9 protein-coding genes and 1 pseudogene are annotated in these 13772 nt (G+C 47.9%); 6 read left to right on the forward strand and 4 right to left on the reverse strand.

Translation table 11 applies throughout. The annotated features are described in order from the left end of the window. The first annotated feature begins 270 nt into the window (after nt 1-270). Together H6G45_RS08685 and H6G45_RS08690 are read left to right on the forward strand one after the other, a co-directional pair. The gene (locus H6G45_RS08685) at nt 271-2163 is read left to right on the forward strand and encodes a PD40 domain-containing protein (RefSeq protein WP_190598057.1); all 1893 of its coding nucleotides are present in this window, start codon (nt 271-273) and stop codon (nt 2161-2163) included. Nucleotides 2164-2519: 356 nt separating this feature from the next. Then, nucleotides 2520-3385 (forward strand): annotated as a pseudogene (locus H6G45_RS08690) (IS630 family transposase). A gap of 135 nt (nt 3386-3520) precedes the next feature. On the opposite strand, the gene pheT reads toward H6G45_RS08690, so the two are convergent. Beyond that, nucleotides 3521-5953, reverse strand: a complete 2433-nt coding sequence (gene pheT, locus H6G45_RS08695; protein WP_190598058.1) for a phenylalanine--tRNA ligase subunit beta — start codon at nt 5951-5953, stop codon at nt 3521-3523. A gap of 277 nt (nt 5954-6230) precedes the next feature. Here pheT and H6G45_RS08700 point away from each other — a divergent pair, with 277 nt between their 5' ends. Next, entirely contained in the window at nt 6231-7934 is a 1704-nt protein-coding gene (locus H6G45_RS08700) for a serine/threonine-protein kinase (RefSeq protein WP_190598059.1), read from the forward strand. Nucleotides 7935-8046: 112 nt separating this feature from the next. Here H6G45_RS08700 and H6G45_RS08705 read toward each other — a convergent pair whose 3' ends face one another. The 3 genes from H6G45_RS08705 to H6G45_RS08715 all read right to left on the reverse strand — a co-directional run bounded on the left by H6G45_RS08705 (nt 8047) and on the right by H6G45_RS08715 (nt 12376). Continuing rightward, on the reverse strand, nt 8047-8715 hold the full coding sequence (locus tag H6G45_RS08705; RefSeq protein ID WP_190598060.1) for a response regulator transcription factor: 669 nt from the start codon (nt 8713-8715) through the stop codon (nt 8047-8049). A 98-nt stretch (nt 8716-8813) separates the two neighbouring features. Further along, the gene (gene ppc, locus H6G45_RS08710; RefSeq protein ID WP_190598061.1) at nt 8814-11918 is read right to left on the reverse strand and encodes a phosphoenolpyruvate carboxylase; all 3105 of its coding nucleotides are present in this window, start codon (nt 11916-11918) and stop codon (nt 8814-8816) included. 245 nt (nt 11919-12163) lie between these two features. Further along, the gene (locus H6G45_RS08715; RefSeq protein ID WP_223342375.1) at nt 12164-12376 is read right to left on the reverse strand and encodes a hypothetical protein; all 213 of its coding nucleotides are present in this window, start codon (nt 12374-12376) and stop codon (nt 12164-12166) included. Nucleotides 12377-12658: 282 nt separating this feature from the next. On the opposite strand from H6G45_RS08715, the gene H6G45_RS08720 reads away from it, so the two are divergent. From H6G45_RS08720 to H6G45_RS08730, 3 genes are read left to right on the forward strand one after another with little or no spacing between them, the layout of a single operon-like run. Continuing rightward, nucleotides 12659-13117, forward strand: a complete 459-nt coding sequence (locus H6G45_RS08720; protein ID WP_190598062.1) for an NfeD family protein — start codon at nt 12659-12661, stop codon at nt 13115-13117. A gap of 36 nt (nt 13118-13153) precedes the next feature. Then, a complete protein-coding gene (locus H6G45_RS08725; protein ID WP_190598063.1) occupies nt 13154-13450 on the forward strand; it encodes a BrnT family toxin in 297 nt (98 codons plus the stop codon). A gap of 34 nt (nt 13451-13484) precedes the next feature. Next, nucleotides 13485-13724 carry a hypothetical protein gene (locus H6G45_RS08730; protein WP_242018104.1) on the forward strand — a complete coding sequence of 80 codons (240 nt, stop codon included), beginning with the start codon at nt 13485-13487 and terminating at the stop codon, nt 13722-13724. Nucleotides 13725-13772: the final 48 nt, after the last annotated feature.

The raw sequence follows: 13772 nt of genomic DNA on the forward strand, positions 1-13772 counted from the left end.
TTCATGAAAAAATCCTTGCCAATCAACAACTTATAGACTATCGTCTGGCTTGTAGACTGGCATTATTAGGGGCAGTGTGGAGTATTAGTTAGTCCAGTTTTCGATAATAAGCTTACAATATTATAAATTCCCTAACTCGCTGAATAGTACATTTATTTGAAGCTCCATGTCGGCCATAGGTAATATAACTTGTTAATTGAAAGTCAACTTATCGGCTTAGGTTTTTGTGATCTTTAGTTTAAATTAGAACTTCCACCAAATTAAACTTCTGTGTTTGTTGATGACTCTAAATCAGGATCTTATTTCATGGTAACTAACTTAATTACATTCGGAAGTAACAACACCGCCGCTAATGATAATAGTAAATTATCTTCCTTGGGAGGGGTGTTTGACGATAGTGGCAATCTTATTGTCTTTGATACCTTGGCATCAAATTTGATAGGAAGTATTGATGATAATAACCTAAACGATGTCTACATTTACAACATTTCTACTAAGACATACATAAATTTAACTCTGAGGGGACCCGTCGGCTCAATAAGCATTAACGGAAATGAAAATCCATCGATTAGTGGGGATGGAACCAGAGTGGTTTTCCAATACAGTAATCCTAGTACGGGATCCATCGATATTTACCTAGCAACGAATTTATTTGGTAATCCCCCAACTTTCAGTCTTGTTACCCCATTTAATACTAACAATAACATCAATGGTAGTAGCAGGAATCCTAAAATTAGCCGCAACGGCCGGTTTATAGCCTATGAAACTACAGCCACAATCCCAACGGGTTCAGGAGATGATGCCGATCGTGATTTTGATATAATTTTATTTGATACTGTCAACAATTCTAATACATGGGTTAGCCAAATAAGTAACTCTGGTGGTAATCCTTTCAGCCCCGGCTCTAGTACCAATGGCACGGTTAGCGAAATGGGTACTGTTGCTTTTCAGTCTCTTGTTCCTGAAAATGAATTAATGCCTGGTCCGGCATTTGGGAACAATGGATTCTCAGACATTTTCCTATTTAGTGCATCTAATGCAGGTGAGACTTTAACATTAGTATCTTTCAATCAAAATATTGCTCCCTTGGTGGGGGCGAATGGTGGTAGTTTTAATGCCTCAATTTCTGCCAATGGTAACTTTATCGCCTATGAATCAGACGCAAGTAATTTAGTTGCTGGTGATACCAACGGTCAGCGGGACATTTTTGTATACAACGTCAACAATGGCACGAATAAGCGAATTAATTTGCGCCCAGGGGGCATACAAACCCAAGGCGCTAGCCGTACTCCCAGCATTAGTGCAGACGGACGTTTTGTCGCCTTTGCATCTGATGATTCAAGCCTTGTTGCAAATGACACTAATGGTGTAACTGACATATTTGTCTGGGACGGCATTGACAACTCCATCAAACGTGTGAGTTTAGGAACAAATGGAGAACAAGCTGATGCTCCTGCTAGTAACCCCATAATAAGTTCAGATGGACGATTTGTATCTTTTCAATCCCGATCTACGACATTAGGTATGCCCACTACTGCTGGGACGTTAAATATTTTTAGTGTTTCTACTAGCTCTAGCCCCAATCCGAATCCAAATCCTATCCCCAATCCGAGTCCAAGTCCTATTCCCAATCCGAGTCCAAATCCTATTCCCAATCCGAATCCAAACCCTATCCCCAATCCGAATCCAAGTCTTGCCGATACTTTAACCTCTCCTTTCTTCCGTTTTCAGAATACCAATCAGCCTGGCACCTATTTATTTGTCAGTGCAGGTGAAGCTTCATCTATTCGGAGTAACCCTGGCTTAAGTCAGTTCGTAGAGGAAGGCATTGCTTTTCGGGTGGCTCTACAAAAAACAGATCCATTACAACAGGCATTCTTCCGTTTTCAAAATACTAGTCTGCCTGGCACCTACCTGTTTGCCAATGAAGGAGAAGCGGTAGCTATTCGCAGTAACCCCAACCTGAGCAATTTTGTTGAAGAAGGCCTTGCTTTTTATGCCTATGGACCAGGCACAGGCAACGGCACCGCTGATTTCACTCGTTTTCAGAGTGTAGGTGTTCCCGGTACTTATCTGTTCACTGCTCCTGGGGAAACTTCTTCTGTGATAGGAAACCCCAATTTTGTCAGGGAAGGAATTGCATTTTCTGCCGCCCTTGGTTGATTTCTTTGAAAAAAGCTAAAGCTTTGATTGAGTTTAATTAGCTAAAAGTTAACTTCATATTTTTGGGTAAAACCCTCTGTTTCCAGAGGGTTTCTTGATTTTTTCTGTGGGTGAATCCAGTTTGTAATCTCGACAACAGGATAAAGCACAGCAACTAACCAGAATTGAAGTTAAGATTCATTAAAAAATCCTTGCAAGTCAACAACTTATAGACTGTCATCTGGTTTCTAGACTGGCATTATTAGGGGCAGTGTGGAGTATTAGTTAGCCCGATTTCTTATAATATAGTCATTTCAATTGACAATGAGACGATTTATCGTTAAACAATAAGTCGTAAGAGTTAAAGGATTTAAACAATGACTCATATTTTAGACTTAAGGCAAAGAGTAGTAGATTATGTGGAAGCTGGAGGAAGTATAACCGAGGCTGCCAAAATATATAAGATAGGAAGAGCGTCAATATACAGATGGTTAAGTAGAGTGGATCTAAATCCAACAAAAGTAGAGCGTCGCCATAGAAAATTAGACTGGAAAGCTTTAGAAAAAGATGTAGAAGAAAATCCAGATGCAAGATTGATAGACAGAGCCAATAAATTTAAAGTAAGGCCGAGTGCCATATGTTATGCATTAAAGAAAATGAAAATAAACAGAAAAGAAAAGAACTACGTTATCGAGAAAGAAACCGAGATGAACGAATGAAGTACTATAGAACATTAAGGGAGTTAATCAAGGTCTATGGTAGTCGGGCGATAGTTTACATAGATGAATCAGGATTTGAAGCAATCGAAGCTTGTATTTATGCCTGGTCAAAAAAAGGAAAGAAAATTTATGGAGATAGACAAGGAAAAAGGGGAGTCCGAGAAAATCTAGTGGCAGAAAGAAGAAAAGGAAAAAAAGATTTGATTGCACCGATGGTTTTTACCGGGAGTATGAATGCAGAAGGCTTTGAAAGTTGGTTAAGTTTATATTTGTTACCGTCACTCGGCATTCCATCAATATCAATAATGGATAATGCTCCTATTCACCGTAAAACAGCTATTAGAGAATTAGCTAATGAAGCAGGTCATCTGGTTGTCTTTTTACCCAAGTATTCTCCTGATTTAAATGATATCGAGCATGATTTTAGTGTATTAAAAAGGAATAGAATGTACGCTCCAGAAGGAACAAGCCTTGATGAAATTATCCGCTCTTATTGTAATGACTTCAATCTCAGTCTTATTTGAAATGACTATATAAGCCCATTGGCAAAGTTTTAGTTTTCCCAAAAAATCACCCCACTAAAGCTATGGCAATAATGGGGAAACTTTTGTCCAATTTCCCCCAGTCTTAGAGGTTTGGAGGAGCTTTTCCAAGCCTTTTTAACTGCGTAAACTAACGGCAAATTGCTTGGTCAACGCCTCCCGGATTTGATTATGGAGGGGTTCCACATCGGCATCGGTGAGGGTCCGATCGCCGACCCGGTAGGCCAAACTGAAGGCGAGACTGCGTTGTCCAGCCGGGACGGATTGCCCCCGGTATTCATCAAACAATTCCACCTGTTCGAGTAAATTGCCACCGGCTTTGACCATGGCTTGGGTAAGTTCCGCCACCGTTAATTCCAGGGGAGCATAGAGGGCCAAATCCCTGGCCACCGCTGGGTAGGGGGAGTAGGGACGGAAATGGGGCGTACCCAGAATTTGGGTTTCCATGGCTTGGTATAGGGGGGCTAAGGCGATTTCAAAGGCGTAAACTTCATCAATCAGACCTTTTTCTCGCCGTAATTGGGGATGGAGTTGGCCAAACTGACCTAACACTGTGCCATTGCAACTTAATAAGGCAGTGCGACCGGGATGGAGGCGGGGGTCTTGGCGATCGCCGTTGTAGGTGACCGTTACACCCAAACGCTGAAAAATTTCTTCTAATAAACCTTTGGCATCGTACCAACCCATGGATCGGGGTTTGCCGCCCTGGGGCCAGGTGCCTTGGGTAATCTGGGGGCCGCCGCAAATGCCCGCCAGGTGATCCGCCTCACCAATATCCCCTTCGTTTTGCCAAAAAACTCGACCCACTTCAAAGGCATTCAAGGCCCCATTATTTTGGGCTTGGTTATTGGCAAAGGCGGTGATCAAACCATCGAGTAAATTGGTGCGGAGAGCGGAATATTCCGCAAAGAGGGGATTGGCCAATACCACTTCGGGTCCCTGGGGTTTGACGAGGGAGTAATGGACCACCTCCGTTAAACCAGCACCCCGACAGGCTTCCCGCAGGGCCAATTCAGCTTGATAGGTGGGGGATAAACCACCGGGCACCGCATTGTTGGGTAACTGTTCACAAAAGTGGTCATAGCCGTAAAGCCTGGCCACCTCTTCAATGAGGTCAATTTCCCGTTCAATGTCCCGTTGGCGGTAGGAGGGCACTGTCACAGCCCACACTGGACTAGCGCTATCGGATTGTCGGGTTAACCCACAGCCTAGATCGGTCAAAATTCTTTCCACATCTTCAGCATTAATCTCGCCAATACCATTGGGGGTATTCACTTTACCCAGCAATTGTTGAAGGCGTTCCAAACGCAGATTAATTACGGCTTCCCCTAGGTTCTGCCGTTGATCGGCCTTACCCTGACGAACCACTGTGCCCCCGGCCAATTCTGTCATTAAGGCGATCGCCCGATGCAGAGCCACTTCCAATTCACACTGGTTCACGCCCCGTTCATAGCGGGTGGAAGATTCACTACGGAGGTTAATGGCCTTACTGGATTTACGAATGGTGACCCCATCAAATAGGGCAGTTTCCAGCACAATATTTTGAGTATTTTCATCCACTTCCGTGGCCGCTCCCCCCATCACCCCGGCGATCGCCACTGGTTGGTCATGGGCGGTAATTAATAAATTTTGGGGTTGCAATGTCCGTTCCTGGTCATCCAGGGTAATTAACTTTTCCCCTGCCTTGGCAAACCTCACCCCCAGGTGAATATCTGCTCCGGCCCCTAGGGCTTGCAATTTATCTTGGTCAAAGCTGTGCAGAGGCTGGCCCCATTCCAAGAGTACGTAGTTGGTCACATCCACCACGTTATTGATGGGTCTGGTCCCCGCCGCTAACAATCTTTGTTGTAACCAATCCGGGGAAGGACCCACTTTCACCCCCCGCATCACAGTGCCCACATAGGCCGGGCAAGCTTGGGTTTCCGTCACACTGATGGGCAAATCCTGGTCCGATATTGAGACTTCCTCCACTTCCGGCAGGCTTAACTTACCCCCGGTGAGGGCCGCCACTTCCCGAGCTACCCCCACCATGCTGAGGGCATCGGCCCGGTTGGCAGTGGGGCTAATTTCCAAAATCACATCATCTAAGCCCAGCAGAGGCCCCACGGGACTACCCAGGGGCAAATTCAAATCGGCAAAGATATGGATGCCCGCCGACTCCTTACTGAGACCCAACTCTGCCAAAGAACAGATCATGCCGGAGGATTTTACGCCCCTTAACTTGGCTGGCTTAATTTTCAGATCTACTTTAGGTAAATAACTGCCCAGGGTAGCCACTGGCACTAGAATGTCTGCCCTCACATTGGGGGCTCCACAGACAATGGTGGAGGGTTCCTCTGCCCCAATATCCACCACGCAAACGCTTAATTTATCCGCATTGGGGTGTTTTTCCCTAGAAATGACTCGCCCCAACACTACCCCCGCTGCCCAGCTTCGACGATCTTCGATTTCCTCCACTTCCAAACCGGCGATCGTTAGCAATTCCCCAAGCTCTTCCGGAGACAAATTAAGTTCAACCAGGGATTGCAGCCAGTTGACAGAGATACGCATGGGTTTCCTTTTCTACTGATTTTTATTAATGCTTGCTTGGTTTGCTGTGGCGTCAGCGGCATCTATTGTATCGCTGAAGGCATTACCCCAGGCCATTCCAACCAATGTTTGACGACTTTCGGAACAAATTTATACTGGCGGGGGCTCAATGAACCAAAGTTTCCCGCTAACTAGCCTAAAATAGAGTGGCCTTCCCAATCCCATCAACTTTTCGGAAAATTTAACGAATTCGATAAAGCATAGGTTAGTCTTACATCACACCATCTGGTGAACCGGAATGAGTTTTTGCGTTAATCCCAATTGTCCCCATCCTAAAAACCCTAATAACGTGCAGGTGTGCCAAGCCTGTGGCAGTAGTTTGCGTCTTAACGGTCGTTACCAAACCTTGGGTTTATTGGGAAAGGGGGGATTTGGGGCTACTTTTGCGGCGGCGGATGTGGCACTGCCGGGGACTCCCATCTGTGTGGTGAAGCAGTTGCGCCCCCAAACCGATGACCCCAATGTGTTCCGCATGGCCAAGGAACTATTTGAGCGGGAGGCCCAGACCTTGGGTCGGGTCGGTAATCATCCCCAGGTGCCCCGTTTACTGGATTACTTTGAGGATGATCATCAGTTTTATTTGGTGCAAGAGTATGTAAAAGGCCATAATTTGCACCAAGAAGTGAAAAAAAATGGCACTTTTACCGAGGGCAGTGTCAAGCAATTTTTAACAGAAATATTGCCCATCCTTGACTATATCCACTCCCAAAAAGTTATTCATCGGGATATCAAGCCAGCTAATCTAATTCGTCGCCAAACGGACCAAAAATTAGTGCTGATTGATTTTGGGGCGGTGAAAAATCAAATTGATTCAGTTTTATCTTCCAACACCTCGGCTCAAACAGCCTTAACGGCTTTTGCGGTGGGCACGGCGGGTTTTGCCCCCCCGGAACAGATGGCCATGCGCCCAGTTTACGCCAGCGATATTTATGCCACTGGGGTAACTTGTTTATATTTACTAACTGGCAAGACTCCCAAGGAGATTGATTGCAACAGTCAAACGGGGGAAATGGACTGGGAAAAACATGTGACAGTTTCTAGCAAATTTGCTGAAGTGATCCGCAAAATGTTGGAACTTTCCGTGCGTCACCGTTACAAGAGTGCCCAACAAGTGCTGGATGCCCTGGAGATGCCCACCTATGAAGATGGCATGATGCAGGGCATGGTTTCCACCCCCTTTAGCTCCATAACGGGGACTGGGGATGAACCGGCGACGGGGATCCACATGGGGAATAGTTCTTCCCCAGACTATGGTGACCCATCCACTCGGTTTAACACTAATGTTCAGTCCAGGGGACCTAGCTCCACTAGGTTTAACACTGGCATTAAAACCCGTACCGCTAAACCCAAAAATGTTGAGCCTCCGGCCACTAGGGTGCGCCCTGCTTCCAATGCAGGGGATGGAGGCCCTGTTGGGGCGGGGGGAATTGACTACAATATGGTTAACCAAAAGCCCCTTTCTCGTCGGGAACGGGAAGAGGAAAAACCGGCGATCGCCAACCAACCGGAGATTAAACGTTGGAATGGTAAAACTTTTTTAGCCGAGTATGCCCAGGGGAAACGGGACTTTGCCGATCAGAATTTAGTTGGCATCGTTTTGGCTAAGGCGTTTGTGCCGGGAATTAACTGTTACCAAGCTAATTTGACCAATGCCAATTTTGAACAAGCGGAGCTGACTAGGGCAGACTTTGGCAAGGCCCGATTGAAAAATGTCGTCTTCAAAGGGGCCAATTTGAGCGATGCCTACTTCGGCTATGCCGACCTGCGGGGGGCGGATCTACGGGGAGCAAATCTCAGCGGCGTTAATTTTAAATACGCTAATCTCCAGGGTGCTAACTTCTCCGGGGCAGATTTGGGTTCAGCCAAGGTATCCCCAGAGCAGTTAAAGCTTGCTAAAACCAATTGGCGCACAGTCCTGCCCGGTTCCAGTCGGCGGAGATAGGGTTGGGGCCGACATGCCCACTCTTTCCGATCAAGCAATTAGGGTAAGAACCAGCATTTCACTTTGGGGCCCCATCACCACCGGCAATGTCAATGACCCAAATTGATTGACCTTAGTTAACCAGTCCAGAGCGGATGGCCCGCACCGCCGCCTGGGTACGGTCGTTGGCGCAGAGCTTATTAAGGATATTTCTGACATGGGTTTTAACTGTGCCCACGGTGATATAGAGTTTTTCTGCAATGTCGGCATTACTACAACCGTCCACAATTAATTGCAGAACCTCCAATTCTCTTTCCGTTAACCCATAGGATAAAGATGTTCGACCGGGGGAAGACGGTTCCGATGGTTCCGCCGCCGGGGCATGGGCCAATACTATTCTGGCGATCGCCGGGTCAATCCAGGCAAAACCACCGTGGGTAGCTTGAATAGCCTCGATTAACAACTCCGTGCGGCTGTCCTTCATGCAATAGGCGTCGGCCCCGGCACTAAAGGCGGCCAACACCGTTTCCTCCTGGTGATTGAGGGTCAAAATCACCACCCGACATTGGCAATTAAGGGGGCCTTTTTTGAGCCGTTGGGTAACATCAATGCCACTCATGTCTGGCAAACCAATGTCAATGATCACCACGTCGGGGCGTTGTTCTTCCATCATTGCCAGCCCTAATCGGCCATTGGCTGCTTCCCCCACCCACTGAAAACTAGGCTCGGTGTTCAAAGCATCCCGCAAGCCCTGGCGAATTAAATCTTCATCTTCAATTAAGGCAATGCGAATTTTCTCCATGGTTAGGGGTTATGGTGTTAGGCAATGTTCAAACACAGCGGCGGCGGAAGGGGACAATCCCTTGCCCCTAGCTCAATATTAGGTACCCTATCACCGAATCAGCCAGTATTACGCATTCCCGCTGCAATACCGTTGATGGTCAACAGAGCCCCCCGCAGTAGCTCTTCTTTGGAATAACGACGGTAGCGCACACCACTGGTCTCCGCTTCCTGGGTTACCTGGCGTAAGCGTTTTAACAGGGAAATCTGCAGTAGTCCCAGGGGCACAATGGTGCGATTGCGCAATAACACCGACCGTTGCAGAGAACGATCGCCATCGAGGAGGTGGGGATGGGCCGTAATTTCCATGGCAAAATCCCTGGTTAATTGGTACTCTTGCTTGATCTGCTGGAAAAGGCGATCAAATCGCTCCCGGTCTTCTGGCTTAGATAACTCCTGCACATAGTGGGAGGCAATGGTGAGGTCCACCTTGGAAAGGGTCATTTCCACTTTCGAGATCACCATGTTGAAAAAAGGCCATTTGAAGTAGAAGTAGCGCAACAACTTCATATTCTTGACCGGGTCTTGGTCCACAAAGGATTTTAACGCCGTACCCACCCCATACCAAGCCGGCAAAAGGAAACGGGTTTGGGTCCAACTGAACACCCAGGGAATGGCCCGCAAACTGCTGAGGTCCGCTTTGCCCCCCTTACGCCTGGCCGGGCGGGAACTGATTTGTAACTCGCTAATTTCGGGAATGGGAGTAACGGTAAGGAAAAAATCCAGGAAGTCCGGTTCTTCGTAAATTAGACTCCGGTAGGCCTGGCGGGCGGTGCAGGCCAACTCCTCCATAATCCGGTTCCAGGGCTCAATGAAATCAAAACTGCTTTTCAGTAAACTAGCTTGGATCACCGCCGTGGTTAAAGTTTCCAGATTATAGAGGGCCAACTCCGGCAGGGAATATTTCGAAGCCAACACTTCCCCTTGTTCGGTAATTTTGATCCGACCATCCACGGTACCTGCGGGCTGGGCCAAAATGGCTTTATAGGCTGGGCCTCCCCCCCGACCGACAGACCCTCCCCGACCGTGGAACAACCGCAGAATGACCCGATGCTTTTGGGCCACGGCCTGGAGCGCTTTTTGGGCCTTATGGATTTCCCAGTTACTGCTTAAAAAGCCCGAATCCTTGTTGCTGTCGGAATAACCCACCATAATTTCCTGGAGATTACCGGGATTTAATTGGGCCTTGGTGGTGGGAATTTGATAATAATCCAGGGGATGACTTTCCAGTTCCCGCAGGGATTGGTAACTGCCGGCCAAGGTGGCACGGTAAAAGGGCAAGGTGAACAGGGAATCCATGATCCCCGGGGCGTTTTTCAGGTCTTCCACTGTTTCAAACAGAGGCACAATACGGAGAGAATTAGCCGCCGTAGCGGGATCATACAATCCGGCTTCCTTGGCCAATAGCAGCACTTCCAACACATCACTGGCATCGTTGGTCATGCTGATGATGTAGGTTTGGCAAATATCCACCCCAAATTCCATCTGCAGGTGGCGCAGGGTGCGGAGGGTTTCAATGGTTTCCCTCGTCCGTTCCGAAAAGGGCATTTCCTGGGGAATTAGGGGCCGGCGGGTTTGGAGTTCGATCGCCAACCAGGCCAATTTATCCGCTTCGGGCATTTCCTCATAGGGAGTGGTGAGTACCCCCATATACTCGGCAATTTCGGCGATCGCCTCGGCATGGCGGGAGGACTCTTGACGGAAATCCAACTGGGCCAAGTTGAAGCCATAGACTTCCAACTGGGTAATTAGATTTTCCAACTCCAAACAGGTCAGCCCTGTTTCGGTGAGATTACGCTGAATTAGTCTTAACTCCTCTAATAATTCTTCCCCAGTGCGATAGTGATTTTCGGCCGGCATGGTGATCATGGTTTGCCGTTCTTCCGGGTTGGCTAAACGGTTATTGCGTCGCAGGGTATTTTCCAGCCGTTGGGTAACGTAGGCCAGCTTCATTCGATAGGGTTCCTGGCGATAGCGGAGGGAAAGTTCCTCGTACACTTCCGGCAATTGAATGCGGTCCCGTTCTAGGGAATCCAACAATTCCTGGGACACCTTACACCAATGGAGGGAAGGACTGAGAATAGCCACCAGTTCTCCCAAGCTAAACAGATATTTCCCCAGCACTAAACCCCTTTGATAACAAGCCGTTTGCCAGGTTACCTCCGGAGTTACGGAAGGGTTGCCGTCCCGATCGCCGCCGACCCAGGAGCCGAAATAGCAAAAATTAGCCCGGGGGGCCCGCAGATGGGGAAAGGTTTCCTTGATAGCTTGCCCTAGGCGTTTGGACAATTCCGGCACCGCATCGAATAGCACCTCATCAAAATAATGGAGGGAATAGTCCACTTCATCCAACACGGTGGGTTTGAACTGATGGAGCTCGTCAGTGCGCCACCAGAAACGAATTTCCTCTGTTAATTGGGCGATCGCCGTTTTTGCGTCCCAGGTGTTGAGCCAGTCCCGACCCACAACGGAACCCTGGAGTTGATCCAACTTGCGCAGAATGCGGTCTACCCTTCTTTGCTTGCGGCGAATGGTGTGGCGGACAATTTCCGTGGGATGGGCGGTGATGACCAGACGAATGTCCAGATGATCCAGTAAATTTTGGATATGTTGGGGGGGCACATTGAGACTTTTTAGCTCCCTCATCAACCAGTGAAAAGTACCCACTGAAGCTTGTACTTCGTTTTGATCAATGCCTACCGGCAAAGGCCCCGCCGAGGACCCAAGCCTTGACGGGTTCACCAGTTCTTCTTCATTGCCAGCCTGCTCATAAAAGTTGGTTTCCTGGGAAGCTTCCCAACGGTTACGTTGTTGCTCGTTTTGTTCGTAGTGCTGTTCAACAATGTTAATCAACTGAAAATACAACGCAAAAGCCCGGGCTGCCCGGATGGCATCATTGAGTTCCAAATGCTCAATCCGCTGGGTAATGCCCATGATGACTTCTTCGGAAATCTCGCTGGAGATCGCCTCATGGGTACCCTGGAGCCGCAATTCCGTCAGTAAATCCACCAATTCCTGGCCACACTCACTCTGTAGCACCCTTTCCCACAATTCCTCCACCATCTTTAACCGCTGGTAAAGCACCGACTCTTCTTCAGAGTTGGAACCATTGCCATTACCAGACCAGTTAGTGGAAAGACCGAATGCAGGAACTGCCAAGTTCATGGGAACCTCTAGGACAAGATAGTGACGCTAACAACACCCAGAATGCGTTGCTACTGTACAAGATACTACGGGATTATCACCCCCTCACTCCGCATCCCAGGCTACAGCCAGCGGTTTGTCGATGCTCTCCCCAGATTAAGGCAGAAAAAAACCCCTGGGGCAGGGGAAGGAAGAAGACAATGGAGTAGGGCACTAAAAGCTAAAATCACCGCAGTCATAGATGAACAAAAACTTAAGAATGGTGTCTAGTAGGCTAGGGTTTCTAGGGTTTGACGCAGATAGTGACGTACTTGGGCGTCTAGCAGGAGAGGGGCCACAGTTTCCGTTTTAGACACCACAGCCTCACCGTTATCATCCTGCCAGCATTTGAAACCGGAGCTGTCGGCGATCGCCAATTTGAGACTGTTCCAGATGGCGGAATCAGAGTTAGAAGCAGATGCAAGGGTAGCAGTAGTCATATTTTTATATCTCGCAGTGGTGGTCAGGAAACAACGAACGGGGTCCGACGTAACTTTGAGGTAACAGCCAAATACAGCTATGTTGTCGGCCTTAGCTCAACTACCTTCAGGTTAACTCAACTTTGGGGAGCTGGACTGTCAAGTCAAGCACAATTGTAAAGAAAATTCAACAGAGTTGCCATCACCGGGAATCAATGGACTGGGTTAGGATTGGGGAAGAGGGGAGCATTTTCTTCCCAGTTGCTGATTTTCCGGCTTCAACCGCAGGCCCAAGCCATTTATATGTCCCCTGTTTATCTTTGGATTGTAGCAGGCACCATACTCTGCCTTGTGGAAGTTATTTTCCCGGTGGATTTTGTCGCCGTTGTGATGGGGTTAAGCGCTGTGGCCACCGCTGGGGTGGCCCTGTTGGTCCCCGGCAGTTTTGCGCTCCAGTCCCTTTGTTGGCTGGGATTATCGGTGTTGTCAATTATTTTACTGCGGCGCTTTCTCCCCCGTCCTCGGCAGAAAAGTATTTTGCGGGATGCGGTGGAGGGCCAGTGTTTGACAGCTATTTTGCCCGGGGAAACTGGTCGGGTGCTCTATGAGGGCAATTCCTGGCGAGCGGAATGTCAGGATCCCGATGTGGCGATCGCCATTGATGAAAAAGTTTATGTGGTGGGGCGCAGTGGCAATACGTTATTGGTCTATCCGGCCAATGCTCTCCAAGGGCGATCGGATATTCAACACCCAAATTTTTGACAGGAATTTAAGCTTGTCCCAACCAAAATATTGTCAATGGATGTCAACTTCTGCTTTAACGGCATTCAATTCATCTGGAATGAGGGGAAAGCAAGAATTAATCCACTCAACCATGATGGAATTACTTTTGAGCAGGCTGTGGAAGCTTTCTTCGATCCCATGCTTGTGGTGGTTGATGCCAGTCGCAATGATGAAGCAAGGGAGGCGGTGATTGGCTTGGATCGACGTTGGAACTTGTTGTACGTTGTCTTCATTGAACGAGAGAATGAGGCTATTCGAATCATTTCAGCCCGCAAAGCGACACGTCAGGAGAGGGATCTTTATGAAGCCTGAGACATTAAAAAAGCGGTTAGACAAAAATCGTCCTATGACGACTATTACAGTCCGCATACCGGTAGATGTAATTGAAGATTTGAAGCGAGTTGCGCCTTTACTTGGTTTTTCCGGCCATCAATCCTTGGCAAGAACTTATATTGGTCAAGGTTTGCGGTCTGACTTGGAACTCCTAGAAAATGACGCCGTGTTGGCATTGATTGCCAGCCTTAAGCGTCACGGTGTCACCGATGAAGTAATTCAAGAGGCTTTAGTTGACGTTGCCCAACGTTAGGTTGACCCCAATTTAGGGAGAATATAGGAATTGACGTAAATTTTGGTA

It is taken from the genome of Synechocystis sp. FACHB-383 (genome assembly GCF_014698605.1).
GTDB classification, from domain to species: domain Bacteria; phylum Cyanobacteriota; class Cyanobacteriia; order Cyanobacteriales; family Microcystaceae; genus Synechocystis; species Synechocystis salina.